Here is a 25756-nt window from a genome sequence, read left to right as displayed (position 1 = left end):
GTGGGGCACGGGCGTCGCGGGCACGGAACCAGGATCGACCGACCGGAGGTTCCTGTGCCCAGATCCATCGCCGACCAGACCACCGAGGAGCTGGGCGGGCCGGGCAGCGTGCTCGTCCGCCAGCGCCGCGACCACGAGGAGCTCGACCGGCTGCTGCACGAGCTCGACGGCACCGAGGGTGCCGCGCAGGAGGAGGTGCTCACCCGCATCGACCGGCTGGTGTTCAGCCACGCCTTCGCTGAGGAGACCGTGCTGTGGCCGGTCATCCGCCGGGTGCTGCCCGACGGCGACGCGCTGACGCTGCAGGTCGAGGAGGAGCACCAGGAGGTCAACGAGCTGGTGAGCGCCCTCGAGCGCGGCGGGCTCGACGACCCGGAGCGGCCGGCGCGCCTGCGGCGGCTGGTCGAGGTGCTGCGGGAGGACGTCCGGGACGAGGAGGACGTCCTGCTGCCTCGGCTCCAGGAGCGGCTGAGCCCCGAGGAGCTGCGGGCGCTGGGCCGGCGCTGGGCGCTCGTGGCCCGCATCTCGCCCACCCGGCCGCACCCGACGGTGTCCAGGCGCCCGCCGGGGAACGCGCTGTCCGGGCTGCCGCTGTCGCTGATCGACCGCACCCGCGACGCCGTCGACGCCGGGGTGCGTCGCGTACCGGACCGGTTCGTCCCGGCCGGGCGGGCGGTGAGCTCGGGGCTGGCCGCCGTCGCGGGGCTGGTGGAGCGGGTGCCGCTCGCGCGCCGCGGCGACCGGCCGCCGACCAGCCGCTGAGGCGCCGGGTGGCGGCTCCGATGCCGCCCACCGGTGCGCGCTCGTGCCCGTGTGGGACGCCCACGAGGGGTGCGTGAGCGCGCACCCGCGGCGCTCGGGGCATGCGCGACGGCCCCCTCCCGGGGTGGGAGGGGGCCGTCGGTGTGCGGTGCGACGACTACGTCGTCTGCTTGTCGTCGGGTTCGGCCCGGGCGTCGAGCTGGATCTCCTTCTCGGCCCGCGGCACGCCCTCCTTCAGCTCCTTGGTGCGCTCCACCTCGGCGTCGAGCTCGATGCCGAACAGCAGCGAGACGTTGATCAGCCAGAACCAGATCAGGAAGATCACGACGCCGGCGAGGGCCCCGTAGGTGGCGTTGTAGCTGCCGAAGTTCGCCACGTAGAAGGCGAACGCGGCCGAGGCGACGACCGCCACCAGGATGGCGACGCCGGCGCCGGGCGTCACGAACTTGAAGCCGCGCAGCTTCGCGTTCGGCGTCGAGTAGTAGAGCACCGCGATCATCAGCGCCAGCAGCACGAGGATGACCGGCCACTTCGCCCACGACCAGATGGTGAGGACGGTGCTGCCCAGGCCGATGGCCTGGCCGATGGCGTCGACGACCGGCCCGCTGAGCACCAGCATCGCCAGGATGAGGGCGGCGAACAGGATGCCGACCAGGGTGATCAGCAGCTGCAGCGGCTTCAACTTGTAGAACTTGCGGCCCTCGCGGGTCTCGTAGACGACGTTCGCCGCGCGGGTGAAGGCGCCGACGTAGCCCGACGCGCTCCAGATGGCGCCGGCGAGACCGAGGATGAGACCGAACCCGGCCGCCGTCGAGCTGCCGGCGACCTGCTGGATCACCGGGTCGAGCGTCTCCGCCGCGCTCTCCGGGACCACCTCGGTGAGCGCGGTGGTGAGCTCCTCCGGGTCGGTCAGCAGCCCGACGATCGAGGCGAGGGCGGCGAGCGCGGGGAACAGCGCCAGGACGCCGTAGTAGGTCAGTGCGGCGGCCCAGTCCATGAGGTTGTCCTCGCTGAACTCCTTGACCGAGCGCTTCAGCGTGCCGCCCGTCGTGGGCTTGCGGTCCGCGCCTGTGGGGGCGTAGTCGGCCCGCGTGCCGCTGATGTTGTCGTCCTGCGGCGCGGGATCGCCGCCGGCGCGGTTGCCCGCGCGGTTGTCGGTGAAGCGCGTCTCAGCCTTGGCGCGGCTGGACGAGCCGGTGGATCGAGCCATGTGTGGTCCTCCGGGGACGAGGGCGGTCGCGCCTCTCGATGCCCCGGACGGTGTCGTTCCATGCCGGATGCGCCCGTAACGGTTCGGTCGCACCAGCGCGCGGTGGCCTCAGCGCACCCCGGAGACCGGGGACCACTCACCCGCGCCGGCGGTCGCCTCCTCCACCTCGGCGAGCCCGTCGTGCCGCCGGTGCGGACGGTCGCCGCGCAGCCCGATCAGGGCCACCAGCACGACCACGGCCGAGGCGACGACGCCGATGAGGGCGACCAGCGTGAAGGCCAGGGCCCGGGGGAGCCCGGTGGCGGGGTCGAGGCTGCCGGCGATCAGCGTGACCGCGAGCGTGCTGCCCAGCGCCTGGCCGACCGAGCGGGCGATCGAGTTCACCGCGTTGGCCACGCCCGTCTCGTCCTCCCGTACGGCGTCGACGACGAGCGCGGGCAGCGCCGCGTACGCCACGGTCACCGACACCTGGGTGAGCAGGCCGGCGACGACGACCAGCCACGGCTCCCCGCGCGCCCCGGCCAGCAGCCCGAAGCCCGCGACCCCGAACAGGGCGCCCGCCGTGAGCGTCGGCAGGCCGCCCACCCGGCCGACGACCCTGCCCGCGAACGGCGCCAGCAGGATGCCCACGACGCCGCCGGGCAGCAGGTAGACCACTGCCGCCTCCAGCACGCTCGCGTCGAACCCGTACCCGGTGACGGCGGGGTCGGCCTGGACGTACTGCAGGACGGCGAGGAACGAGGCGAACAGCGCGATGCCGCTCATCACCCCGGCCACGTTGGGCACCACCGTGCGCCGGTCGGTGAGCATGGCCGGGCGCACCAGCGGCTCGGCGGTCCGCCGCTGCAGGACCACCCACCCCGCGAGGACGGCGACCGCCCCGATGGCGCAGCCGATCGTGCCCGGTGAGACCCAGCCCCAGGCAGGGCCCTGGGAGAGCGGCAGCAGCAGGAGCACCAGGCCCAGGCCCAGCACCAGCGCCCCCCACCAGTCGATCCGGCCGCGGGCGGAGACCGGGCGGCGGGGGAGCAGCCACGCGGCGAGCACCAGGGCCAGCAGCGTGATGCCCAGCCCCAGCCAGAAGGCGTGGCGGTAGTCGCCGCCGTCCCCGGTGAGCAGCGCGGTGGCGACCAGCCCGGCCACGCCGCCGACGGCCAGCGTGCTGCTCACCACCGACATCGCCACGCTCAGCCGGGCCTCCGGGAGCTCGCGGCGCAGCACGCTGATCGAGAGGGGGAACAGCCCGTAGGAGGCGCCCTGCAGGACGCGGCCGGCCAGCAGCAGCGGCAGGGACTCCGTGGTGACGATCAGCAGGGTGCCCAGCGCGACCGCGACCAGGATGCCGAGGATGACGGGGCGGGCGCCCCTCAGGTCACCGAGCCGGCCCAGCACCGGGGTGAGGACGGCGGCGGCCAGCAGGTTGGCCGTGAGCACCCAGCCGGCCGCGCCGGGCGAGACGCCGAGCTGCTCCTCGATCCGCCCGAGCGCCGGGACGACCAGGCTCTGCAGCAGGGAGAGCGTGGTGACGCCGAGGGAGAGCGCCACGACCAGCGCCACCGGTCGGGTGCCGCGAGCCGCGCCGGCCTCGTGGGCTGCTGTGGCATCGGGCACGTCCTGATGCAACCACGTCGCCGACCCACGCTCGGCTGCGGTAACAGCTGTGCAACGTGTCACACCCCCTCAGGTGAACTCCTGGAACCGACGATTGAGACGGCGGAGATCGGGGGAAGGTGAGCCCCGACGACGTGCCGCCGCCCGTGACCCGGTGGTGGCATCCGCGAGTTGTGCGAGGAGAGAGTGCAGATGATGTTGTGGCCGGCCGTGACCCTGGTGGGCTTCCTGGTCCTGACGGCCCTGGTCATCGCGATGGGCACCCAGTCCACCGCCCGGTACGAGCAGGAGCAGCGCGCGGCCACCCGTGCCGCGAAGGCGCGCTCCACCGCTCCCGAGACCGTGGGAGCCGCGCGCGCGGCCTGAGCCGAGCGCACCGACCGCCCCGCCGTCCACCCGGACGGCGGGGCGTCGTCGTCTCAGAGCCAGGCGTCCCGGGCGTCGAGCACCGTGCGGTCCAGCGACTCCAGCAGGTCGAACCAGGCGCGCGTGCGGGGCAGCTCCCAGCGCCAGAAGTACCGCGCCGCGGCGCGCTTGCCCTCGTGGAAGTCGGTGCTCCCGGCCTCGGCGGCCAGCGCCTGCTCCAGCCAGAGCCAGCCGACGACGACGTGCCCGGCGGCCTCCAGGTAGACGTGGGAGTTGGCCAGGGCGAGGTCGGGGTCGCCGGTGCCCCACAGCGTCGCCGTCACCGCGCCCATCCGGGCCACCGCGGCGTCGAGGTCGGCGGCGAAGCCGGCCCACTGCGTCCCGGCGGCGCGGGCGGTCGTCGCGCCGATCGTCTCCCCCAGCAGCGCCAGCCCGGCGCCACCCTGCATGACGACCTTGCGGCCGAGCAGGTCCAGCGACTGGATGCCCTGGGTGCCCTCGTGGATCGGGTTGAGCCGGTTGTCCCGGTAGAACTGCTCGACGGGGTAGTCGCGGGTGTAGCCGTAGCCGCCGTGCACCTGGATGGCCAGGTCGTTGGCGGCCAGCCCCCACTGGGAGGGCCACGCCTTGGCGACGGGGGTGAGCATGTCCAGCAGCAGGTGGGCGCGGTCGCGCTCCTCCTGCGTCTCGGCGGTCTGCTCCTCGTCGACCAGGCGGGCGCAGTACAGGCCCAGCGCCAGGCCGCCCTCGGCGTAGGTCTTGGCGGCCAGCAGCATCCGGCGCACGTCGGGGTGCTCGACGATCGGCACCATGGCCGACGCCGGGTCCTTGGCGCCGGCCGGGCGGCCCTGCGTGCGGGTGCGCGCGTACTCCAGCGCGTGCAGGTAGCCGGTGTAGCCCAGCACCGTCGCGCCCATCCCGACGCCGATCCGGGCCTCGTTCATCATGTGGAACATGTAGGTGAGGCCCTTGTGCGGCTCGCCGACCAGGTAGCCGACCGCGCCGGGCTGCCCGCCCGGGGTGTGCACGCCCTCGCCGAAGTTGAGCAGCGTGTTCGTCGTCCCCCGGTAGCCCATCTTGTGGTTGAGCCCGGCCAGGACGACGTCGTTGCGCTCGCCCAGCGAGCCGTCGGGGTTCACCAGGAACTTCGGGACGATGAACAGCGAGATGCCCTTCACCCCGGGCGGACCGCCGGGGATCTTGGCCAGCACCAGGTGGACGATGTTCTCGGTCAGCTCGTGGTCGCCGCCGGAGATCCACATCTTGTTGCCGGTGAGCCGGTAGCTGCCGTCGTCCTGCGGCACCGCCCGGGTGGTGATGTCGGCGAGCGAGGAGCCGGCCTGCGGCTCGGACAGCGCCATGGTGCCGAACCAGCGGCCCTCGATCTCGGGGGCGACGTAGGTGTCGATCTGCTCCCGGCTGCCGTGCGCCAGCAGGAGGCGGGCGTTGCCCATCGTCAGGAACGGGTAGGCCGAGGTGCCCACGTTGGCGGCCTTGAACCAGGCGAAGACGGCCTGCCCGACCACGTGCGGCAGCTGCATGCCGCCGAACTCCTCGTCGAACTCGCCGGCCATCAGCCCGGCCTCGGCGAAGACCCGCAGCGCCTGGGACACCTCGGGGATCAGCTCGACCTTGCCGTCGACGAAGCGCGGCTCGTTCTCGTCGGCCTTCCGGTTGTGCGGGGCGAAGTGCTCGGTGGCGATCTGCTCGGCGAGGTCGAGGACCGCGTCGAAGGTCTCCCGCGAGTGCTCGGTGAACCGTGCCCGCTTGGTCAGCGACTCGACGTCGAGCCACTCGTTGAGCAGGAAGTCCAGGTCACGGCGGGACAGGATCAGCGACGACGACGGCACGGGGTCTCCAGGCGCGGGTACGGCGACGAGGTGCGAACCACTTCACACTAGGCCGGTTGCCCGGCGGCCCGGAGGGGGTAGGGCGGGGGCGCCCGCAGCCGAGCCGAGGGAGCACGCCGTGGAGCTACCCGCCATCGTCAGCCGCGCGGGAGGTGCGCTGCTCAGCACCCTGCAGCACGTGCGCCTGCCCGGAGTCGGCCAGGCGTCCGTCACCGACGACCCGGCCACCGCCGCCCGCAGGTGGCGCGCGGTCACCGTGCTCCGCACCGGGGAGGAGGTCGGCGCGCTGCCGCCGCCCCTGGAGCGGTTCGGCGACCGCATCGAGGTGCGCACCGAGCCCGCGCCGGGGGACCGGGGCACCGAGCTCGCGGCCCGCTTCCGGGGCACGCCGTCGGAGGCGGAGATCGGCGAGCTGCGGGCCGCCCTGCGCGAGGCCAAGCAGTTGCTGGAGGTGGGGGAGGTGCTGCGCGTGGAGCCGCAGCCGCACGGCGTCCGGAAGCCGACCCCGCAGGGCGCGGCGCTGGAGGGCATGACGGAGCGGGCACCGAAGGAGGGCGTCCTGTGAAGGCGGCGACCTGGGCGGGCGTGAACGAGATCGCGGTCGAGGACGTGCCCGAGCCCACGATCCTCAACGACCGCGACGTCATCCTGAAGATCCGCCAGTCCGTCACCTGCGGCTCCGACCTGCACCTCGTCGGCGGCTACATCCCCTTCATGCGGGCCGGTGACGTGATGGGCCACGAGTTCATCGGCGAGGTCGTCGAGGTGGGCAGGGAGGTCCGCGACCGGAAGGTGGGCGACCGCGTCGTCGTCGCGCCGTTCGCCGCCTGCGGCAGCTGCTGGTACTGCCGGCAGGAGCTCTACTCCCTCTGCGACAACGGGAACCCGGATCCCGGGATCACCGAGGGGCTGTGGGGCCAGAGCCCCGGCGGTTGCTTCGGCTACTCGCACGCCATGGGCGGCTACGCGGGCAGCCATGCCGAGTACATGCGGGTGCCCTACGCCGACGTCGGCACGTTCGTCGTCCCCGAGGCGATCCCGGACACCCGCGCGGTGTTCGCCTCCGACGCCGCCTCGACCGGCTGGATGGGCGCGGACCTGGCCGGCACGAAGCCCGGCGACGTCGTCGCGGTCTGGGGCGCCGGTGGTGTCGGGCAGATGGCCGCCCGTGCGGCGATGCTGCTGGGCGCGGAGCAGGTCGTGGTGGTCGACCGGGTGCCCGAGCGGCTGCAGCAGGTGCGCGAGCACATCGGCGCCGAGGCCGTGGACTACACGAGCACCGACGTCGTCGCCGAGCTGCGCGAGCGCACCGGCGGCCGGGGGCCGGACGTGTGCATCGAGGCCGTCGGCATGGAGGCGCACGCCCCCGGTGCGCCCGGCATCTACGACTAGGTCAAGCAGCAGCTGCGGTTGCAGACCGACCGGCCGACCGCCGTCCGCGAGGCGGTCATGGCCTGCCGCAAGGGCGGCTCGGTCTTCACCCTGGGCGTGTTCGCCGCGATGGTGGACAAGTTCCCGCTCGGCGCGGCCATGAACAAGGGGCTCACGATCCGGGGCGCCCAGGTGCACGCCCAGCGCTACATCCCGGAGCTGCTGCGCCGCATGGAGGCCGGGGAGCTGGTCACCGAGCACCTGGCCACGCACGTCATGCCGCTCACCGAGGCGCCGCGGGGCTACCAGCTGTTCAAGGACAAGGACGACGGCTGCGTGCGGGCGGTCTTCCAGCCGTAACCCTGTCGTCCTCCGGCCCCCGCACCGCCACCACCGTGCACAGGCGGCGTGGCGGTGCGTCCCGGGGTCAGCGCGGGGCGCCGGGCCGGTCGCCCGGCTGCCCCACCGGCGGCGGCACCGACGTGGGGGCGGCCGCGCCGACGGCCTCGGTGGCCTGCTCAGCCGGGTCCTCGGGGTCGGTGGTCGCCGTCCCGGCCGCCTCGCCCTGCCGGGCCTGGATGCCCGACTGGGTGCTCAGCGCCAGCTGCGGGAGGAACAGGAAGACGAAGAACCCGACCGCCACCACGCCGGCGGCGATGAGGAACACCAGGTCGATCGAGTTCGAGAAGCCGACCTTGAACGGCTCGGCCAGCGCAGCCGGCAGCTCCTGGATGAAGGAGGTGTCATCCAGCGCGCTCCCGCCACCGGCGGCGAGCTGCTGGAACTGCGGGGCCAGCTCGGGGTTGGCCCGCACGGTGTCCTGGACGGCGGCGTCGATGTCCTGCGGCAGCCGGGTGAACAGGACCGACAGGAACGCCGCCGTCCCGATCGTGCCGCCCATCTGCCGGAAGAAGGTCACCGAGGAGGTGGCCACGCCCATCTCCCGCGGGGAGACGGCGTTCTGCACGGCGAGGATGACCGGCTGGAAGTTGAAGCCGAGCCCCAGCCCGAGCAGGACCATGAACGGCACGAGCGCCCAGACCGAGGTGTCGGCGTCGACCAGGAACGACATCGCCAGCAGCGCCGTCACCATGAGCGCGATGCCGACCAGCGGGAAGACCTTGTACTTCCCGGTCTTCGAGATGGCGATGCCCGAGCTCATCGCGCCGGTCATGATGCCGGCGACGAGCGGGATCATCTGCAGGCCCGCGACCGTCGCGCTGGAGCCCTGCACGATCTGCAGGTACTGCGGGAGCAGCAGCAGCCCGCCGAACATGCCCGCGCCCATGACGACCGAGCCGATGCCGCTGACGGCGAAGCTGCGGTTGCGGAACAGCCGCAGCGGCAGCAGCGCGTCGTCCCGGTAGGCGCGCTCGGCCAGGACGAACAGCGCGAAGCCGACGGCGCCGATCACGTAGCAGGTGACCGCGCCGGAGGAGCCCCAGCCCCAGATCCGGCCCTGCTCGGCGACGACGAGCAGCGGCACGAGGAAGGTCATCAGCGCCAGCGCGCCCGGCCAGTCGATCCGGTGCGGGCGGCTCTCGTGCGGCAGGTGCAGCACCCGCCAGACCGCGGCGAAGGCGAGCAGACCGAGGGGCACGTTGATCCAGAAGATCCAGCGCCACCCATCGACGCCCAGCAGCGAACCCTGGCCGGCGAAGAACCCGCCGATGACCGGGCCCAGCACGCTCGAGGTGCCGAAGACGGCCATGAAGTAGCCCTGGTACCGCGACCGCTCCCGGGGCGGCACGATGTCGCCGATGATGGCCAGCGCCAGCGACATCAGGCCACCGGCGCCGATGCCCTGGACCGCCCGGAACGCGGCCAGCTGGTACATCGTGTCGGCGAGGCCGCACAGCGCCGAGCCGACGACGAAGATCGCGATCGCGAACAGGTAGAACGGCCGGCGGCCGTAGATGTCGGAGAGCTTGCCGTACAGCGGCGTGGCGATCGTCGAGGTGATCAGGAAGGCCGTCGTCGCCCAGGCCTGCAGGTCGTAGCCCTGGAGGTCGTCGGCGATCGTGCGGATCGCGGTCGCGACCACCGTCTGGTCCAGTGCGGCCAGGAACATCGCGACCATCAGACCGGCCAGGATCGTGACGATCTGCCGGTGGCTGAAGGCGCCGCCGGCATCGGGAGCGGCGGCGGCCGCGCGGGCCTCGCGGCGTGACGCGGCGGTGGTGGCGCGGGTGGAGGTCATGCGGACACCGTCCGGTCGTGGGGCGTGGACATGGGGTCGGAGGGCAGGGTGGCCGCGATGCCGTCGAGCAGCCGGTCGAAGAGGGCGGTGAAGGTCTGCAGCTCCTCACCGGTCCAGTCGGCGGTCACCTGGCGCAGGTAGGCCTCCCGCTCGACGCGGAGGCGGTCGAGCTGGGCGCGGCCCGCCTCGGTGACGACCAGGTTGCTGGCCCGGCCGTCGGACTCGTCGGGCGCACGGCGCACCAGGCCCTGCTCCACGAGGAGGGTCACGTGCCGGCTGACCGTGGAGGGGTCCGCGTGCACGAGGTCGGCCAGCGCGCCCTGGCGGAGCGGACCCAGCCTGCTCAGCGGGAACAGCAGCACGTGGGCCGCGCGGTCGCGCCCGCCCTCGGCGGTGTGCTGGTTCTTGAGGCCGTGCATGAGCCGCATGAAGCGGGGCAGCTGCTCGCTGAGGATGCCGACGCCGGAGCCGCGGGGGTCGCCGGTTGCTGGCTCGTCCGTCACGGGGCTCCTCGGGGTGGGGCAGGGGCATGACTGGTGCACGATACACCTTGTTGCACGTTGCATGCATCTGTTTTCCCCGGGCGAGGCGGCCGGTGTGCAGACGGTGCGATGCTGGGAGGGATCACCCGTCCGCGGTGACGTCACCGGGCCGAAGAGGAGTGCGAGAACCGCCGTGACCGCCCTGCACGAGGACCTGCGGTCCCGGCTGTCGCAGCTGACCCTCCTCGACGAGCACCGGCTGGGCCGCCGGCTGGACGGGCTTCGGCGCACCAGGGACGCGCAGGCCCGCGAGCAGCAGCGCGCGCGCATCGCGGCCGACGTCGCCGCGGCCGAGGAGCGGATCGCGCGCCGCCGGGCGGCCGTGCCGGCGATCTCCTACCCGGAGGACCTCCCGGTCAGCGCCCGGCGAGACGAGATCGCCGCCGCCCTCCGGGACGCCCAGGTCGTCGTCGTCGCCGGCGAGACGGGCTCGGGCAAGACCACCCAGCTGCCCAAGATCGCCCTCGAGCTCGGCCGCGGCGTCCGAGGGCGGATCGGGCACACCCAGCCCCGGCGGATCGCCGCGCGCAGCGTGGCCGAGCGGATCGCCGAGGAGCTCGGCACACCGCTGGGCGATGCCGTCGGCTACAAGATGCGGTTCAACGACCAGGTGTCGGACTCGACCCTGGTCAAGCTGATGACCGACGGCGTGCTGCTGGCCGAGATCGGGCACGACCGGCTGCTGCGCCAGTACGACACGATCATCATCGACGAGGCCCACGAGCGGAGCCTCAACATCGACTTCCTGCTGGGCTACCTGGCGCAGGTCCTGCCGCGCCGGCCCGACCTGAAGGTGGTCATCACCTCGGCGACGATCGACGTCGAGCGGGTGGCCCGTCACTTCGGCGGTGCGCCGGTCGTGGAGGTCAGCGGGCGCACCTACCCGGTGGAGGTCCGCTACCGCCCCGTCGTCGACCCGGACGACCCGGACTCCGACGAGGACCGCGACCAGGTCACCGCCGTCCTGGACGCCGTCGACGAGCTGGTCGCGGAGGGGCCCGGTGACATCCTGGTCTTCCTCGCCGGTGAGCGGGAGATCCGCGACACCCAGGACGCGCTGGCCGACCGGGCGCTGCCCTCCACCGAGATCGTCCCGCTCTACTCGCGGCTGTCGGCGGCCGACCAGCACAAGGTGTTCGCCCCGCACACCGGGCGGCGGATCGTGCTGGCCACCAACGTCGCGGAGACCTCGCTGACGGTGCCCGGCATCCGCTACGTCATCGACCCGGGGACCGCGCGGATCTCCCGGTACAGCCATCGCACCAAGGTGCAGCGCCTGCCGATCGAGCCGGTCAGCCAGGCCTCGGCCCGCCAGCGGTCGGGCCGCTGCGGGCGGCTCGGGCCGGGGATCGCGATCCGGCTCTACACCGAGGCCGACTTCGAGTCCCGCCCCGAGTTCACCGACCCGGAGATCCTGCGCACCAACCTCGCGTCGGTCCTGCTCCAGATGGCCGCGCTCGACCTCGGCGAGGTCGAGGACTTCCCCTTCGTCGACCCGCCCGACCGGCGGGCCGTCGCCGACGGGCTCGCACTGCTCGAGGAGCTGCACGCGCTCGACGAGCACGGGAAGCTCACCCCCACCGGCCGGGCGCTGGCCGCGCTGCCCCTGGACCCGCGGATGGCCCGCATGGTGGTGGAGGCCGACCGGCGCGGGGTGCTGGAGGAGGTGCTGGTCATCGCGGCCGGCCTGACCATCCAGGACCCGCGCGAGCGGCCGACCGAGCACCAGCAGGCCGCCGACGAGATGCACCGGCGGTTCGCCGACGAGCACTCCGACTTCCTCGCCCTGCTCAACCTCTGGCGCTACCTCGGCGAGCAGCAGGAGGCGCTCAGCGGCAACCAGTTCCGCCGCACCGTGAAGCGGGAGTTCCTGCACTACCTGCGCATCCGCGAGTGGCAGGACCTGCACGGACAGCTGCGCGGCACCGTCCGGCGGCTGGGCATGACGCTGACCGGCCCGGCGACGGAGCCGGACGAGCGCGGCATCACCGCCGCGTTGCTGGCCGGGCTGCTCTCGCACGTCGGCATGCAGGCCGAACCCGTCAAGGGGCGCGACGGGAAGCCGGGCCGCCCGGGCCGGGAGTACCTCGGCACGCGGGGCACCCGGTTCGTCATCGCGCCGGGCACCCCGCTGGCGAAGAAGCCGCCGCGCTGGGTGGTCGCCGCCGAGCTGGTGGAGACCAGCCGGTTGTTCGCCCGCACGGTGGCGCGGATCGACCCGGAGACGGTCGAGAAGCTCGCCGACCACCTGGTGAAGCGCCAGTACTCCGAGCCGCGCTGGGACGTCAAGCGGCAGTCCGTCGTCGCCACCGAGCGGGTCACCCTCTACGGGTTGCCGCTGGTGGTCGGGCGCCGGGTGCAGTACGGCTCCATCGACCCGGTCGTCTCGCGGGAGCTGTTCATCCGGCACGCCCTCGTGCAGGGGGAGTGGGCCACCCACCACCGCTTCTGGGCGGAGAACCAGCGGGCGATCGAGCGGGTGGCCGAGCTGGAGGAGCGCGCCCGGCGGCGGGACATCGGCGTGGACGACGAGACGCTGTTCGAGCTCTACGACGCCCGGGTGCCCGCCGACGTCGTCTCCACCCGGCACTTCGACACGTGGTGGAAGCGGGCCCGCCACGAGCAGCCCGACCTGCTCACCTTCACGCCGGAGATGCTCACCAACACCGCCGCGGCGGCGCAGGTGCGCCCGGAGGACTTCCCCGACGAGGTGCAGGTGGGGGGCGGGACGGGCGGTGGCCTCACGCTGCCCCTCTCCTACGCGTTCGCGCCCGGCAGCGCCGAGGACGGCGTGACGGTCGACGTGCCGCTGGGGGTGCTGGACTCGGTCGCGGAGCGGACGTCGGGGGAGTCGTTGGCCTTCACCGTGCCCGGCCTGCGCGAGGAGCTGGTGACGGCGCTGCTGCGCACCCTGCCCAAGCAGTTCCGCCGGGCCCTCGTCCCGATCCCGGACCGGGTGCGCGAGGTGCTGCCGCGGATCGACCCCGGGGAGCCGCTGCTGCCGGCGCTGGAGCGGGAGCTCCGGCGGTCGGTGGCGATCACCGTCCCGCCCGACGCCTGGCAGCCGGGGCAGGTGCCCGACCACCTGCGCGCCACCTTCCGGGTGCTCGACGACCAGCACCGGCCCCTGGCCACGGGCAAGGACCTCGCCGCGCTCAAGGCGCAGGTGGCCCCGCAGGCGAGGGCCAGCCTGGCGCGGGCCGCCTCGGAGCTCGAGCGCACCGGCTGCACGGCGTGGGAGTTCGGCGAGCTGCCGCGGACCGTGGAGGTGCGCCGGGGCGGCCACGTCGTCACGGCGTACCCCGCGCTGGTGGACGAGGGGACGACGGTCGGGATCCGGGTCGTCCCCACCGAGGCGGAGGCGACCCGGCTGACCTGGCGCGGCGCCCGGCGGCTGCTGGTGCTGGTCGTGGGCTCGCCGGTCAAGCAGGTGGTCAAGGGGTTGGGGCCGGCCACGCGCCTGGCCCTGCAGTTCAACCCGGACGGCGAGATCCCCGACCTGGTCGCCGACTGCGTGGACGCGGCCGCCGACGAGCTGATCGCGGCGGCCGGCGGCCCACCCCGCGACGCGGCCGCCTTCGACGCGCTGGTCGCCGCCGCGAAGGGGGAGCTGCAGCGGCTCACCGCCGACACGGTGCGGCGCGTCGAGGTCGTCCTGACGCGGGCGCGCGAGGCGGCGGTGGCGATCGGCGCCGCACCCGCCCGCCGGGTGCCCGAGGCGGCGGTGGCCGACCTGCGGCGGCAGATGACCGGGCTGCTGCACCGCGGCTTCGTCGCCGGCACCGGTCGCCGCCGGCTGCCCGACCTCGTCCGGTATCTCACCGCGATGGTGCACCGGCTGGAGAAGCTGCCGGCCAACGCGGTGCGCGACGAGCTGTGGATGCAGCAGGTGGCCGCGGTGACGGCGGAGTACGAGCAGCTCCGGAGGCAGGTCCCGCCCACCGGGGCGCCCGACGACCCGGTGACCCGGGTCCGCTGGATGCTCGAGGAGCTGCGGGTGGGACTGTTCGCCCAGAACGTGGGCACCCCGCGCCCGGTGTCCGAGCAGCGCATCTACAAGGCGATCGACGCCATCGGCGTCTAGGGACGCGGCACGGCCCCGTTCTCCCTCAGCAGGGCCGAGATGCGCTGGCGGGTCACGCCGAAGAGCGCGGCGATCCGGTTGATGCTGACCTGCTCGCGCTGCAGGGCCGCCGCCTCTTCGCGCCGGAAGGCGTGGCCGGCGGTCGCGAGCGAGGCGAGCACCGTGGAGACGCTCTCCACCACCAGCGGACCGGACTCCTCGGTGACCAGGTCCAGCCACGACCGGCCGGCGCGGCGCTCGGCCAGCAGCAGGTCGGCCCGGGCGCGGGCGTGCTCGAGCTCCGCGAGGGAGGCGTCGATGCAGGCGATCAGGCGTTCGAGCGCTGCCTCGGCCGGTTCCTCCGGCGTGCCGTGCGGGCCGCTCATCGCTGCTCCTCACGGGCGTCGGCGGGTGGGTCGGGGGCACTCTAGCGGGACATCTGTTGCACACAACCGGCCTGGGGGGCAAGAGGGGTTGCGCCCACGGGTCGGCGCGTGGCAGGTTGTGCGCAACCAGTCGAGCTCCGCGGTCTGCCGACGTCGCCACCGCCGGGCGACCAGCCGCGCGCCCGCAGATCGGAAACGCCTCATGTCCACGCTCAGCGCCAGCCTCGACCTCCCGCCGGTCGCGGCCAGCGTGCCGGCCGCCCGGCGGCTGGTCCGCGTGCTGCTCACCGGCTGGGGCGCCTGCCAGGACCACGAGGACGCCGCCCTGCTGGTGACCGAGCTGGTCGCCAACGTGGTGGACCACGTGGGCGGCACCGCCTGCCTGACCGTGGAGGCGACCCTCTCGGAGGACTGGCTGCGCCTCGCCGTCGTCGACTGCTCGCCCGCCCGCCCCGAGGTGCAGCCGTTCTCCCAGGACCGGCCCCGGGGCCGGGGCATGCTCCTGGTGGAGCTGCTCGCCGACCGGTGGGGGTGCGAGGAGCACCGCGACGGCAAGCGGGTGTGGTTCGAGCTGCGCCCTGCCCGGCTGTGACGCACCGGCTGGTTTGCCGCGGTCGACGATCGGGGACGGGCGAGGAGGAAGCCAGCCGAAGGAAGGGACCGCGCGATGAGCGAGCCGAACACCCACGCCGCCGGTGAGAACGTCTCCGACGAGGAGATGGTCGAGACCGTGGCCAGCCAGACCGACAGCGCGTCGGAGAACGCCGACGTCGCGGGCAAGGACTGGGACGGCGACCCGGGCTCCGCACCGGCCCCCGGCGACCAGGCCTGAGCCCCCGCACCCCGCTGCACCGCCCCCGTCCCGCACCCGGGCCGGGGGCGGTGCCGCGTCCGGCCCCGGCGTTGGCACACTGCGGTGATGAGCGCCACAGCGGAGCAGCTGGCCCGGCCCGCCCGCACCGCGGCCCGCTGGGCCGTGCGCCACGCCCTGCCCGCCGTCTACCTCTCCCGCAGCGCCCGCCGGGGTGACGCCGTCGGCCGGCTGATGCGCGACCCGGCCCTGCGCGAGCAGCCCTACGGGCTCTTCGAGGAGCTGCGTGCCCGCGGGCCGCTCACCGGCAGCAGCCTCGGCCTGGTCACCACGTCCCACCCCGTGGCGCAGGAGGTGCTGCGCAGCGAGCGCTTCGGCGTGGGCTGGGACCGCTCGGTGGCGCCGAGGATCATCCGGTGGGCGCTGGAGTTCGGGGACGACCCGGCCGCGGCCGGGGTGGCGGAGCCGCCGTCCATGCTCGTCGTCGACCCGCCCGACCACACCCGGTTCCGCCGGCTGGTCAGCCGGGCCTTCACCCCACGCGCGACGGCGGCGTTCGAGCCGGCCGTCCGGCGCACCGCAGGGCGTTTGCTGGACGAGCTCGAGCGCCGGGACGGCGTCGTCGACCTCGTCGGCACCTACGCGGCGCAGCTGCCGGTGCTGGTCATCGCCGAGCTCCTGGGCGTCCCGGTGGAGCGCCGCGAGGACTTCCTCCGCTGGGGGGCGGCGGCCGCCGCGACCCTCGACCCCGGCCTCCCGCTGGGCCGTTTCCTCTCCGCGGAGCGGGCGCTGCGGGCGATGCACCGCTTCCTCGCCGAGCACTTCGCACGGCTGCGCCGGGAGCCGGGCGAGGACCTGGTCAGCCGGCTGGTCACCCTGCCGCCCGACGAGGCGCTCACCGACCGGGAGCTGCACGCCACGGTGCTGCTGCTCCTCGGGGCGGGCTTCGAGACGACGGTCAACCTGGTGGGCAACGCCGTGGTGCTGCTGGATGCGCACCGCGACCAGTGGGCGGCCCTGCGCGGCGGCGACGCGAGCTGGGACGACGCCGTGGAGGAGGTGCTCCGGCTCGACAGCCCGGTGCAGCTGACCGGCCGGACGGCGCGCGCGGACGTCGAGCTCGCCGGGCGGCGGGTTTCCGCCGGCATGCGGGTCACCCTGCTGCTCGGGGCGGCCAACCGCGACCCGGACGTCTTCCCCGACCCGGCGCGCTTCGACGTCACGCGGGCCAACGCGCGCGAGCACCTGGCCTTCTCCGGCGGCATCCACTACTGCCTGGGTGCGGGCCTGGCGCGGCTGGAGGGTGCCGTCGGCCTGCAGGTGCTGGGCGAGCGCTTCCCGGGCCTGCGCGTGGCCGGCCGTCCGGTGCGCCGCGACCTGCAGACCCTGCGCGGCTTCGAGGTGCTCCCGGTCCGCCTCCGCTGAAGAGAGCTCGCTCTCAGCTGCCGGGCACCAGCATGCCGGCGCCGACGGTGGCGTTGGTGGCCTCGTCGACGAGGATGAAGCGCCCCGTGACGCGGTTGCGGGAGTACTCGTCCACGAACAGCGGCTGGGTGGTGCGCAGCCGCACCCGGCCGATGTCGTTGAGCCCGAGCTCGCCGGCCTCCTGCTCGCGGTGCAGCGTGTTCACGTCCAGCCGGTAGACCAGCTCCTTGACCACGGCGCGCACCGACCGGGTGGTGTGCTTGACGGCCAGCCGCTGGCGCGGGCGCAGCGGCTCGTCGGTCATCCAGCACACCAGCGCGTCGAGGTCCTGGGTGACGTGCGGGGCGTTGGCCGGGCGGCAGACCAGGTCGCCGCGCGAGACGTCGAGGTCGTCGGCCAGCCGCACGGTCACCGACATGGGGGCGAAGGCCTCCGGAACCGGGCCGCGGGGCCCGTCGATGCCGGCGATCGTCGTCGTCAGGCCGCTGGGCAGCACCTGGACCTCGTCGCCGGGGCGCAGCACCCCGCTGGCGACCGTCCCGGCGTAGCCCCGGTAGTCGTGGTGCGCGTCGGACTGCGGCCGGATGACGTACTGCACCGGGAAGCGCACGTCGATCAGGTTGCGGTCGCTGGCGACGTGCACGTGCTCGAGGTGGTGCAGCAGCGAGGGGCCCTGGTACCAGGGCGTGTTCTCCGACCGGCGCACGACGTTGTCACCGTGCAGCGCCGAGATCGGCACCACGGTGAGGTCGGGGACGTCGAGCTTGGCGGCGAAGGCGGTGAACTCGTCGCGGATCGCCTCGTAGGCCTCCTCCGACCAGTCGACGAGGTCCATCTTGTTGACGGCGACGACCAGGTGCGGCACCCGCAGCAGCGAGGCCAGGAACGCGTGCCGCCGGCTCTGCTCCACCATGCCCTTGCGGGCGTCGACCAGCACGATCGCGAGGTCGGCCGTCGAGGCGCCGGTGACCATGTTGCGCGTGTACTGCACGTGGCCGGGGGTGTCGGCCAGGATGAACGTGCGCCGGGGCGTGGCGAAGTACCGGTAGGCGACGTCGATGGTGATGCCCTGCTCGCGCTCGGCGCGCAGGCCGTCGGTGAGCAGCGCGAGGTCGACGTAGTCGCCCTTGCTGGCCCGCTCCACCGCCTCGTACTGGTCCTCGAAGACGGCCTTGCTGTCGTACAGCAGGCGGCCGATCAGCGTGCTCTTGCCGTCGTCCACCGAGCCGGCGGTGGCGATGCGCAGGATGTCCTTCCGCGCGGTGGCGATCTCGGCGGCGGCCTCGGCGGCGGCCGAGTGGACGTCGACGGGGGCGTCGGTCATCGGGCGGTCTCCTGGCGCGGGGCGGCGGCACGGCGGACGCTGGTGTCCGTCGACGACCGGGGAGGCTGCGGGTGTTCGTGCTGCTCGCCGTACCGGGCCTGCTCGTCGTGGTCGCCGGGTACGTCGTCGGCTTCGCCGCGGCGGACTGGGTGTTCGGGCTGCTCGGCGCGCGACCGGGGGGCACGCCGGAGGTCGTGGGCTGGGTGACCGGGCTGCTGCTGCTCGCCGTCGTGGTCAAGCTGGTGGTGGGCCGCCTGCGGCGCCGGGGCGGGGACCGCGGGCATCAGAAGTAGCCCTCCTTCTTGCGGTCCTCCATGGCGGCGTCGCTGACCTTGTCGTCCCCGCGGGTGGCCCCGCGCTCGGTCATCCGGGTCACCGCGATCTCGGCGATGACCTCCTCGACCGTGGTGGCGGTGGAGGGGACGGCGGCGGTCAGGTTGGCGTCGCCGACCGTGCGGTAGCGGACGCTCCGGCGCTGCACCTGCTCGCCCTCGCGCGGGGTGATGAACTCGTTGACCGCGTAGAGCATCCCCTGGCGCTCGACGACGTCCCGCTCCTGGGCCAGGTACAGCGCGGGGATTTCGATCGCCTCGCGGAGGATGTACTGCCAGATGTCCAGCTCGGTCCAGTTCGACAGCGGGAAGACCCGGATCGACTCACCGAGGTGGATGCGGCCGTTGTAGAGGTCCCAGAGCTCGGGGCGCTGGTTCTTGGGGTCCCACTGCCCGAAGTCGTCGCGGAAGGAGAAGACCCGTTCCTTGGCGCGCGCCTTGTCCTCGTCGCGGCGGGCGCCCCCGAAGAGCGCGGTGAAGCCGTGCTCCTCGACCGCGTCCAGCAGCACCGGCGTCTGGATGCGGTTCCGTGAGCCGTTGGGCTCCTCCTTGACCGTGCCGGCCGCGATGGCGTCGGGCACGGAGGCGACCACGAGCTGGACGCCGAGCTCGGCGACCCGCTTGTCGCGGAAGGCCAGCACCTCGGGGAAGTTCAGCCCGGTGTCCACGTGCATGACCGGGAACGGGATGCGGGCCGGCGCGAACGCCTTGCGGGCCAGCTCCAGCATCACGATGGAGTCCTTGCCGCCGGAGAACAGCAGCACCGGCCGCTCGAGCTCGGCCACCACCTCACGGATGACGTGGATGGACTCGGCCTCCAGCGTCTCCAGCTGGCTGAGCCGGTAGTCGGGCGTCGTCACGCGCGCATGCTCCACGGGTAGGGATCGGGGTCGGCGACCGGCGCAACCCGATCGGTTCGGTGCGGATTCCCGCCCAGTGTCCGCTATCGGGCCGCGGCGACCGCAGCCAGCACCCGGGGCGCCAGCTCCGGGCGGGCCACCACCAGGTCCGGCAGAGAGGGGGCGGGGTCGTTGTAGACCAGCGGCGAGCCGTCCAGCCGGCAGGTCACCAGCCCCGCGGCGCGGGCGACGGCGACCGGCGCGGCGGAGTCCCACTGGTACATGCCGCCGCCGTGCACGTAGGCGTCGACCTCCCCGCGCACGACCGCGAGCGTCTTGTAGCCCGCCGAACCCAGCGGCACCAGCTCGCCCTCGAGTGCGTCGGCCACGGCCTGCGCCTCGGCGGGCGGGCGGGTGCGGCTGACGGCGATGCGGACCGGTCCCTCCGGGCGGGGCGGCAGCACGGGAGCCGGCTCGGTGAGGTGCACCTCGTCCAGCGCCGGCAGGGCCACCGCGGCGGCCACCAGGTCGCCCCCGGCCCAGAGGGCGACGTGCACCGCCCAGTCGGTGCGGGCGGGGTCGGAGTACTCGCGGGTCCCGTCGAGCGGGTCGACGATCCACACGCGGTCGGCGGTCAGCCGGCGGGCGTCGTCCACCGCCTCCTCGCTGAACACCGCGTCGCCGGGGCGGGCCCCGGTGAGCACCCCCAGGATCGCCTCCTGGGCGGCGGCGTCGCCGGCGTCCCCGAGCGCGCGCCCCTCCGGGCCGCCGTGGCGCAGCGGCAGGAGCGCCGCGGCCGCGGCCCGCGCGGCGGCCACGGCGACGGCGACGTCGGAGCCCGCGGTCAGCTCCACTGCACCGAGGTGGCGTCGCCGGGACGCCGGGGCGGGGTGTGCCGGCCCGCCGCGTCGGTGATGGTGCCGAAGTAGGTCTGGGCCTTCTCCGGGCGCGGCATGACGAAGATGCCGCGGGCCTCGACCAGCGGGCGCCCGGGGGCGGCCGCCAGCGCGATCGTGCCGACGATCACCGACTTGCGCCCCTCGTTGCTCTCCACCCGGGCGCGCATCACCAGCGGGGTCTCCAGCGGCAGCGGGCCGCGGTAGTCGAGCTCCAGGTGGGCGGTCATGCCCCACAGCCCCGCCGCGCCGGCCGCGCTGCCGAGCAACTGGTCCATGAACAGCGCGCTCATCCCGCCGTGCACGTAGCTGGGCGGGCCCTCGTACGCGACGCCCAGGGTCACCTCGGCGACCACGCCGCCCTCCTCCCGGCGCACCACCAGCGGCGGGGCCAGGGCGTTGCCGGTGCCGACGACGGGGTTGAACACGCGCCGGCCCACCGACGGGTCGTCCAGCGCCGGCAGCTGGGCGGCGGGGCGCCGGGAGGCACCGATCGCCGCGGTCGCCCGGCGGACCGCCTCGGCCGCAGCGGCCACCTCCGCCGCCGGTGCCGTGGTGACCACGGAGGCCTCGATCAGCTCGCGCAGCGCGGCCCCCAGCTCGGTGGAGGCCGCCATGAGCTCGGCGTCGTAGGGGGCGCCGGTCTCGGCGGGGGCGTCGTTCGTCGTCACCGGGCGATGGTCGCAAGCGGGCTCAGGCGGCCGGTGCGCCACCCCCGGAGGGGCCGCTTCGCGGCAGCCGCACGGTGACCGCGAGCCCGTCCCCGGGAGCGGTCTCCAGCGACGCCGACCCGCCGTGGGCGGCGGCCAGCGAGGCGACGATCGAGAGGCCGAGCCCGGTGCCGCCGGCGGCGCGGGTGCGGGAGGTGTCCGCGCGGTAGAACCGCTCGAACGCCCGCTCGGCGTCGGCCGGGTCCATCCCGGGGCCCTCGTCGGCGACCCGCAGCAGCAGGGCATCGGGATCGTCGGGCGCCTCCGCCACGGAGACCAGCACCCGGGTGGACGGCGGGGTGTGGGTGAGCGCGTTCGTGACGAGGTTGCCGACGACCTGGCGCAGCCGGCCCTCGTCGCCGAGCACGACCGGGACCTCGGTGAGCGACTCGTCCAGGTGCAGGCTGATCGGCCGGTCGGGCTGCACGGCGCGGGCGTCGTGCACCGCGTCGCCCGCGATCTCCGCGAGGTCGACCGGCGCCACGGACAGCGGCCGCTGCTGGTCCATGCGGGCGAGCAGCAGCAGGTCCTCGACGAGCAGGCCCATCCGGCCGCCCTCGGCCTCGATGCGCTGCATGAGCCGGGCGACGTCCTCCTGCGAGCGGACGGCGCCCTGCCGGTACAGCTCGGCGAAGCCGCGGATGGAGGTCAGCGGGGTGCGCAGCTCGTGGCTGGCGTCCGCGACGAACCGGCGCATGCGGTGCTCGGACCCGCGCGCCTGCTCCTCGGACGCCTGCTGGGCGCGGAAGGCGGCCTCGATGCGGGCGAGCATGCCGTTGAGCGCCGTGGAGAGCCGCCCGACCTCCGTGCGCTCGTCACCGACCGGCACGCGCCGGGAGAGGTCGCCCGCGGCGATGGCGGCGGCGGTCCGCTCGACGTCGACCAGCGGGCGCAGGCTGTTGCGCACCAGCACGTAGCCGGCGGCGCCCAGCAGCACCAGGAGGGAGAGCCCCACGACCAGCTCGATGCGGACCAGCCGGGCGATCGCCCGCTCCACTCCCGCGTTGTCGTCGCCGACGACCAGCGTGTAGCCGCCGGGCAGCTGGCCCGAGGTCATCCGCCACCGCTCGCCGTCGACCCACATGGTGAAGGGGCGGGGGTCGGCCCGGAGCCGCTCCACCGCCTTGCCGCTCAGCTCGGGCACGGCGTCGCCGCCCGGCCCCTGGGGCTCGCCGAGGACGACCGGTTCGTCGCTGCCCGGCGCGAGGCAGGCGACGAAGAACGGGTTGGGCGCCGGGTCGCCGGGCTGGCGGCAGGCGGCCGCCACCTCGGGGCGCAGGTTGTAGTCGACGTAGATGCGCAGCTCGGCGTCCCGCTGGTCCTGCAGGTAGTCGCGCAGCAGCGAGGTGGTCGCCAGGCCGGTCGCGAGCAGGGCGGCGCTCAGCAGGGCGACCAGCAGCGCGACGAGGGTGACCCGGAGCGGGACCCGCGGGCCCCGCGCCGGTGCGGGCGCAGTGGTCATGCCCCCCGCGGCAGCCGCAGCGTGTACCCGACCCCCCGGATGGTGTGCAGCAGCCGCGGCTCGGTCGTGTCGATCTTGCGGCGGAGGTAGGAGATGTAGGACTCGACGACGTTGGCCTCGCCGTTGAAGTCGTAGTTCCACACGTGGTCGAGGATCTGCGCCTTGGACAGCACCCGCCCGGCGTTGGCCATCAGGTAGCGCAGCAGCTTGAACTCGGTGGGGGAGAGGCTGATCACCTCACCGGCCTTGATGACCTCGTGGCTCTCCTCGTCCAGCTCGATGTCGGCGAAGGTGAGCCGCGGGGCCTCGGCGCCCCGCTGCGCGCCCGTGGTGCGGCGCAGCACGGCACGGATGCGGGCCACCACCTCGTCCAGGCTGAACGGCTTGGTCACGTAGTCGTCCCCGCCGAGGGTCAGACCGGAGACCTTGTCCTCCGCGGCGTCCCGGGCGGTGAGGAACAGCACCGGGGTGTGGCGGCCGCTCTCCCGCAGGCGCCGGACGACGCCGAAGCCGTCGAGCCCGGGCATCATCACGTCGAGCACCAGCAGATCGGGCCGGAACGAGGCGGCCAGGGAGAGCGCCTGCTGGCCGTCCGCGGCGGTGGCCACCTCGAAGCCCGCGTAGCGGAGGCTCGCCGACAGCAGCTCGCGGATGTTGGGCTCGTCGTCCACCACGAGAAGGCGGGCCTCAGGGGCCGTGCGCCCGGTGGGGTGGGGGCCGGACATCGTTCCTCCGGGGGCGTGCGCCGGTGCCGTCGACATGCACCGAGGATGGGCGCGGCAGCTGCGGTCGCTCTGGACGCTACCTGTGAACCCGCTGGGAGGCCCCGGGTCAGCCGGCGGGGGACATGGCGCGACCGCGCCGCCAGTAGCCGATCGCGTGGTGCTGCGCCCGGCCCAGCCCCCAGCGGCCGCGGAGATCGGCGCGGATGGCGCGGACGGCGGCCGACTCGGCGCCGACCCACGCGAACACGTCGTCGCCCGGGGGCCGCTCCAGCGCCGCCACCGCGTCGGCCAGCAGCGTGCTCTCCCCCGGGGGCGTGGCGCCGCGGTGCAGCCAGCGCAGCTCCACCCCGGGCGGGGCGACCAGCTGCTGCTCCTCCTCGGGGCCGGCCACCTCCAGGTAGGCGACGCCGGTGGTGCCGGCCGGGGCGGCGGCGAGGATGCGGCTCACCGCCGGCAGCGCCGTCTCGTCCGCCGCCAGGAGCAGCCACCGGGCGGGGCGCTCGGCGAGCGAGGCGGCGCCGGCCACGCCGAGGATGGCGCCGGGCCGCGCGGCGGCGGCCCAGGAGGCGGCCGGGCCGTCACCGTGCAGCACGAAGTCGATGTCCACCTCGCCGGCGGCCGGGTCCTGCCGGCGGGCGGTGTAGCTGCGCAGCGCCACCCCGTGGCTGCCGTCGGGCCACACGACGCGCCCGTCGCGCTGGAGCAGCGGCCAGCGGGGCGCGGGGTCGTCCACCCGCGGCACCAGGAGGTTCACCGTCGGGCCGGCGGCGGCCACGGCCTCCGGCGTCCCGGCGAGCGTCACGCGGCGGACCGAGGGGGTGACGTCGGTGACCGAGACGACGGTGAGGACGTCGACCGGGCGCAGCCCGTCCACGAGTGCGGCGTCGTTCGCGGTGGTCACGTCATCCGAGCCTAGGCGGGTGGGAGATCGGGACCCCGATGTGTGTCGGCACCGCGCCGGGGGCACCGGCAGGGGCAGCACCGTCCGACGAAGGGGAACACGATGGCCGACGAGTTCGAGAAGGGCGACCACGTCGCCTGGAAGAGCCACGGGTCGAAGACGGAGGGCACGGTCGAGAAGAAGATCACCTCCGACACGAAGGCCTCCGGCCGCACCGTGCGCGCCAGCGAGGACGACCCGCAGTACGAGGTCCGCAGCGACAAGTCCGGCCGCACCGCGGTGCACAAGCCGGGCGCGCTCGACGAGGCCTGACCCCGGCGGACGGACCCATGGCCCGGCGCTGCCGGGCCCGATCAACTGGAGGAACACGTGACCGAGTCCGCAGGCGCGTCCTCGCGCAGCACCAAGCACAACCCCCGGCTCGACGAGGAGCTCGAGCACGAGGTCCAGGGCATGCTCAAGGCCGAGCGGGCCACCCGGGCGCACGAGTGGCGCGAGGTGGAGCCGGTCGGCGAGGGGCAGCCGGACATCGACGCGGACCCGGCGGGCACGCTCGTCGGCGGGACGCCGGTGGGCATGGACGAGGACGCCGTGGTCGCCCGCGCCGAGCTGGCGCGGTGGCTCGACCGGGCCGACTTCCCGAGCACCGGTCCGGACCTGGTCGAGGCCGCGCGCGACCACCGGGCACCCGACGTCGTCGTCTCCGAGCTCGAGCGGCTGCCCGAGGGGGAGACGTTCGAGCGGATCGGTGACGTCGTCCGGGCCCTCGGCTACCCGACCGAGACCGGTCCCGGGCCCGGGGCCTCGGAGCCCGCGCAGGACTCCTGACCCGCCCGCGGGGGCGCCGGCTCAGCCGTCGGCGCCCTCGCGCGCCTCGTCCTCGGCGATCTCCTCGGCGCCGCGCCGCCGGAACAGCTTGGAGCCGGGGAAGCCCTTCACGATCTGCCGCATGTCCTGCACCGTGTCGACGAGGTCGCGGACGTCGGTGCCCACGTTCTCCAGCCCCTCCAGGGCGGGGAGGACCTGGTCGTCCAGGTGGCCGAGCACCTGCGGCAGCCGGTCGATCAGCGTGATCAGCGCGTCGACCTCCGTCGCGTCGAACTCGGCCGCCAGCCGCCGCAGCGCCGGTGCGAGCGCGACGAGCGCCGGTTCGTAGTCGGCGAGCAGCGGCTCGACCCGGCCGACCATGCCCTCCGCGCGGCCGACGACGCCGTCGGCCCGGTCGGTCGTCCCGCTCACCTGCTCGATGGCGTCGTCGGCCTTGGCGCGGGTGCCGTTCATGGCGCCGATCGCGTCGTCGGCCTTGGCGCGGGTCTGGCCCATGGCTTCGATGGCGTCGTCGGCCTTGGCGCGGGTGCCGTTCATGGCGTCGATCGCGTCGTCGGCCTTGCCGCGGGTCTGGCCCATGGCGTCGATCGCCTCGTCGGCCCTCGCGCGGGTGCCGTTCATGGCGCCGATGGCGTCGTCGGCCTTGGCGCGGGTGCCGTTCATGGCGCCGATGGCGTCGTCGGCCTTGCCGCGGGTCTGGCCCATGGCGTCGATCGCCTCGTCGGCCTTGGCGCGGGTGCCGTTCATGGCGCCGATGGCGTCGTCGGCCTTCCGGCGGGTCTCCCCGACGGCGTCGATCGCCTCGTCCGCCCTGCGCCGGGTCTCCCCGACGCCGGCGATCGCCTCGTCGGCGGTGGCGCGCGTGGCGTCCAGCCGGGTGATCGCCCCGTCCGCGCGGTCGAGCAGCGCCTCCACCCGGTCCACCGCACCGGACACGCGGCCGAGCAGCTTCTCCAGGTCCCCGAGCACGGCGGCGGCCCGGGGTACGAGCGCCAGCGCGTCGCCGAGGCCGTCGCGCACGCCTCCTACCAGGGCGACGACGTCGGACGGGCCGGGCACGGAGGGGAGGCGCACCATGCGAACGCTACGCAGTGCCACCGTGGCCCACCATTCGATCGTGCCCGCTCCACCCGACGGGGGAA

General features: G+C 74.4%; 26 protein-coding genes. 12 read left to right on the top strand and 14 right to left on the bottom strand.

The window, feature by feature from the left end:
• Window positions 1-54 precede the first annotated feature (54 nt).
• Window positions 55-762 carry a hemerythrin domain-containing protein gene (locus tag E9529_RS06140; RefSeq protein ID WP_236830241.1) on the top strand — a complete coding sequence of 236 codons (708 nt, stop codon included), beginning with the start codon at window positions 55-57 and terminating at the stop codon, window positions 760-762.
• A gap of 157 nt (window positions 763-919) precedes the next feature.
• Here the strand turns inward: E9529_RS06140 and E9529_RS06135 are convergent, their stop codons facing one another.
• Together E9529_RS06135 and E9529_RS06130 are read right to left on the bottom strand one after the other, a co-directional pair.
• Window positions 920-1972: a YihY/virulence factor BrkB family protein gene (locus E9529_RS06135; RefSeq protein WP_236830240.1), complete on the bottom strand. Its 1053-nt coding sequence runs from the start codon at window positions 1970-1972 to the stop codon at window positions 920-922.
• 108 nt (window positions 1973-2080) lie between these two features.
• Window positions 2081-3583 carry an MFS transporter gene (locus tag E9529_RS06130; protein WP_236830239.1) on the bottom strand — a complete coding sequence of 501 codons (1503 nt, stop codon included), beginning with the start codon at window positions 3581-3583 and terminating at the stop codon, window positions 2081-2083.
• Window positions 3584-3775: 192 nt separating this feature from the next.
• Here E9529_RS06130 and E9529_RS06125 point away from each other — a divergent pair, with 192 nt between their 5' ends.
• Window positions 3776-3949 carry a hypothetical protein gene (locus tag E9529_RS06125; RefSeq protein ID WP_236830238.1) on the top strand — a complete coding sequence of 58 codons (174 nt, stop codon included), beginning with the start codon at window positions 3776-3778 and terminating at the stop codon, window positions 3947-3949.
• Between the two features lie 53 nt (window positions 3950-4002).
• Here E9529_RS06125 and E9529_RS06120 read toward each other — a convergent pair whose 3' ends face one another.
• Window positions 4003-5799 carry an acyl-CoA dehydrogenase gene (locus tag E9529_RS06120; protein WP_236830237.1) on the bottom strand — a complete coding sequence of 599 codons (1797 nt, stop codon included), beginning with the start codon at window positions 5797-5799 and terminating at the stop codon, window positions 4003-4005.
• 118 nt (window positions 5800-5917) lie between these two features.
• On the opposite strand from E9529_RS06120, the gene E9529_RS06115 reads away from it, so the two are divergent.
• From E9529_RS06115 to E9529_RS06105, 3 genes are read left to right on the top strand one after another with little or no spacing between them, the layout of a single operon-like run.
• Window positions 5918-6364, top strand: a complete 447-nt coding sequence (locus E9529_RS06115) for a hypothetical protein (protein ID WP_236830236.1) — start codon at window positions 5918-5920, stop codon at window positions 6362-6364.
• On the top strand, window positions 6361-7191 hold the full coding sequence (locus tag E9529_RS06110; RefSeq protein WP_236830235.1) for an alcohol dehydrogenase catalytic domain-containing protein: 831 nt from the start codon (window positions 6361-6363) through the stop codon (window positions 7189-7191). The genes E9529_RS06115 and E9529_RS06110 overlap by 4 nt, the downstream gene beginning before the upstream one ends.
• Window positions 7192-7209: 18 nt before the next feature.
• The gene (locus tag E9529_RS06105) at window positions 7210-7530 is read left to right on the top strand and encodes a hypothetical protein (RefSeq protein WP_236830234.1); all 321 of its coding nucleotides are present in this window, start codon (window positions 7210-7212) and stop codon (window positions 7528-7530) included.
• A gap of 67 nt (window positions 7531-7597) precedes the next feature.
• Here the strand turns inward: E9529_RS06105 and E9529_RS06100 are convergent, their stop codons facing one another.
• A complete protein-coding gene (locus tag E9529_RS06100) occupies window positions 7598-9370 on the bottom strand; it encodes an MDR family MFS transporter (protein ID WP_236830233.1) in 1773 nt (590 codons plus the stop codon).
• Window positions 9367-9873 (bottom strand): MarR family winged helix-turn-helix transcriptional regulator, encoded by a 507-nt coding sequence (locus tag E9529_RS06095; RefSeq protein ID WP_236830232.1) that lies wholly within the window; start codon window positions 9871-9873, stop codon window positions 9367-9369. Before E9529_RS06095 ends, E9529_RS06100 begins: the two co-directional genes overlap by 4 nt.
• A gap of 172 nt (window positions 9874-10045) precedes the next feature.
• Between E9529_RS06095 and hrpA the strand changes: the two genes are divergently transcribed.
• Window positions 10046-13996, top strand: a complete 3951-nt coding sequence (gene hrpA, locus E9529_RS06090) for an ATP-dependent RNA helicase HrpA (RefSeq protein ID WP_236830231.1) — start codon at window positions 10046-10048, stop codon at window positions 13994-13996.
• Here the strand turns inward: hrpA and E9529_RS06085 are convergent.
• Window positions 13993-14361, bottom strand: coding sequence for a hypothetical protein (locus tag E9529_RS06085; protein WP_236830230.1), 369 nt, complete (start codon window positions 14359-14361; stop codon window positions 13993-13995). The two genes, hrpA and E9529_RS06085, sit on opposite strands and share 4 nt — an antisense overlap.
• A gap of 202 nt (window positions 14362-14563) precedes the next feature.
• Here E9529_RS06085 and E9529_RS06080 point away from each other — a divergent pair, with 202 nt between their 5' ends.
• From E9529_RS06080 to E9529_RS06070, 3 genes are all read left to right on the top strand, one after another.
• On the top strand, window positions 14564-14953 hold the full coding sequence (locus E9529_RS06080; RefSeq protein WP_236830229.1) for an ATP-binding protein: 390 nt from the start codon (window positions 14564-14566) through the stop codon (window positions 14951-14953).
• A 75-nt stretch (window positions 14954-15028) separates the two neighbouring features.
• On the top strand, window positions 15029-15193 hold the full coding sequence (locus E9529_RS06075; protein WP_236830228.1) for a hypothetical protein: 165 nt from the start codon (window positions 15029-15031) through the stop codon (window positions 15191-15193).
• 87 nt (window positions 15194-15280) lie between these two features.
• A complete protein-coding gene (locus E9529_RS06070; protein ID WP_236830227.1) occupies window positions 15281-16597 on the top strand; it encodes a cytochrome P450 in 1317 nt (438 codons plus the stop codon).
• Between the two features lie 13 nt (window positions 16598-16610).
• On the opposite strand, the gene E9529_RS06065 is transcribed toward E9529_RS06070, so the two are convergent.
• Complete coding sequence (locus tag E9529_RS06065) at window positions 16611-17921, bottom strand: sulfate adenylyltransferase subunit 1 (RefSeq protein WP_236830226.1); 1311 nt, start codon at window positions 17919-17921, stop codon at window positions 16611-16613.
• 71 nt (window positions 17922-17992) lie between these two features.
• Here E9529_RS06065 and E9529_RS06060 point away from each other — a divergent pair, with 71 nt between their 5' ends.
• Window positions 17993-18214, top strand: a complete 222-nt coding sequence (locus E9529_RS06060; RefSeq protein ID WP_236830225.1) for a hypothetical protein — start codon at window positions 17993-17995, stop codon at window positions 18212-18214.
• Here the strand turns inward: E9529_RS06060 and cysD are convergent.
• The 6 genes from cysD to E9529_RS06030 form a co-directional block, all read right to left on the bottom strand.
• Entirely contained in the window at window positions 18205-19113 is a 909-nt protein-coding gene (cysD, locus tag E9529_RS06055; RefSeq protein WP_236830224.1) for a sulfate adenylyltransferase subunit CysD, read from the bottom strand. The two genes, E9529_RS06060 and cysD, sit on opposite strands and share 10 nt — an antisense overlap.
• Window positions 19114-19196: 83 nt before the next feature.
• Entirely contained in the window at window positions 19197-19946 is a 750-nt protein-coding gene (locus tag E9529_RS06050) for an inositol monophosphatase family protein (RefSeq protein WP_236830223.1), read from the bottom strand.
• Window positions 19937-20659 (bottom strand): PaaI family thioesterase, encoded by a 723-nt coding sequence (locus E9529_RS06045; protein ID WP_236830222.1) that lies wholly within the window; start codon window positions 20657-20659, stop codon window positions 19937-19939. Before E9529_RS06045 ends, E9529_RS06050 begins: the two co-directional genes overlap by 10 nt.
• Before the next feature lie 22 nt (window positions 20660-20681).
• A complete protein-coding gene (locus E9529_RS06040) occupies window positions 20682-22160 on the bottom strand; it encodes a cell wall metabolism sensor histidine kinase WalK (RefSeq protein WP_236830221.1) in 1479 nt (492 codons plus the stop codon).
• Window positions 22157-22885 (bottom strand): response regulator transcription factor, encoded by a 729-nt coding sequence (locus E9529_RS06035; RefSeq protein ID WP_236830220.1) that lies wholly within the window; start codon window positions 22883-22885, stop codon window positions 22157-22159. The genes E9529_RS06040 and E9529_RS06035 overlap by 4 nt, the downstream gene beginning before the upstream one ends.
• Window positions 22886-22991: 106 nt before the next feature.
• Complete coding sequence (locus tag E9529_RS06030) at window positions 22992-23786, bottom strand: siderophore-interacting protein (RefSeq protein WP_236830219.1); 795 nt, start codon at window positions 23784-23786, stop codon at window positions 22992-22994.
• A gap of 102 nt (window positions 23787-23888) precedes the next feature.
• On the opposite strand from E9529_RS06030, the gene E9529_RS06025 reads away from it, so the two are divergent.
• The gene (locus E9529_RS06025; protein WP_236830218.1) at window positions 23889-24098 is read left to right on the top strand and encodes a DUF2945 domain-containing protein; all 210 of its coding nucleotides are present in this window, start codon (window positions 23889-23891) and stop codon (window positions 24096-24098) included.
• A 57-nt stretch (window positions 24099-24155) separates the two neighbouring features.
• On the top strand, window positions 24156-24614 hold the full coding sequence (locus tag E9529_RS06020; RefSeq protein ID WP_236830217.1) for a DUF2795 domain-containing protein: 459 nt from the start codon (window positions 24156-24158) through the stop codon (window positions 24612-24614).
• A gap of 21 nt (window positions 24615-24635) precedes the next feature.
• On the opposite strand, the gene E9529_RS06015 is transcribed toward E9529_RS06020, so the two are convergent.
• Window positions 24636-25688, bottom strand: a complete 1053-nt coding sequence (locus tag E9529_RS06015; protein WP_236830216.1) for a hypothetical protein — start codon at window positions 25686-25688, stop codon at window positions 24636-24638.
• Window positions 25689-25756: the final 68 nt, after the last annotated feature.

This window comes from Blastococcus sp. KM273128 (genome assembly GCF_021698975.1).
GTDB lineage: Bacteria > Actinomycetota > Actinomycetes > Mycobacteriales > Geodermatophilaceae > Blastococcus.
This window is presented reverse-complemented; position numbering and strand designations above follow the sequence as displayed.

Excerpts from the sequence above, each read along its gene's own strand:
- E9529_RS06135 (WP_236830240.1), bottom strand. The coding sequence starts at position 1,972 with ATGGCTCGATCCACCGGCTCGTCCAGCCGCGCCAAGGCTGAGACGCGC.
- E9529_RS06125 (WP_236830238.1), top strand. The coding sequence starts at position 3,776 with ATGATGTTGTGGCCGGCCGTGACCCTGGTGGGCTTCCTGGTCCTGACG.
- E9529_RS06100 (WP_236830233.1), bottom strand. The coding sequence starts at position 9,370 with ATGACCTCCACCCGCGCCACCACCGCCGCGTCACGCCGCGAGGCCCGC.
- E9529_RS06085 (WP_236830230.1), bottom strand. The coding sequence starts at position 14,361 with ATGAGCGGCCCGCACGGCACGCCGGAGGAACCGGCCGAGGCAGCGCTC.
- E9529_RS06080 (WP_236830229.1), top strand. The coding sequence starts at position 14,564 with ATGTCCACGCTCAGCGCCAGCCTCGACCTCCCGCCGGTCGCGGCCAGC.
- E9529_RS06075 (WP_236830228.1), top strand. The coding sequence starts at position 15,029 with ATGAGCGAGCCGAACACCCACGCCGCCGGTGAGAACGTCTCCGACGAG.
- E9529_RS06070 (WP_236830227.1), top strand. The coding sequence starts at position 15,281 with ATGAGCGCCACAGCGGAGCAGCTGGCCCGGCCCGCCCGCACCGCGGCC.
- E9529_RS06065 (WP_236830226.1), bottom strand. The coding sequence starts at position 17,921 with ATGACCGACGCCCCCGTCGACGTCCACTCGGCCGCCGCCGAGGCCGCC.
- E9529_RS06040 (WP_236830221.1), bottom strand. The coding sequence starts at position 22,160 with ATGACCACTGCGCCCGCACCGGCGCGGGGCCCGCGGGTCCCGCTCCGG.
- E9529_RS06035 (WP_236830220.1), bottom strand. The coding sequence starts at position 22,885 with ATGTCCGGCCCCCACCCCACCGGGCGCACGGCCCCTGAGGCCCGCCTT.
- E9529_RS06025 (WP_236830218.1), top strand. The coding sequence starts at position 23,889 with ATGGCCGACGAGTTCGAGAAGGGCGACCACGTCGCCTGGAAGAGCCAC.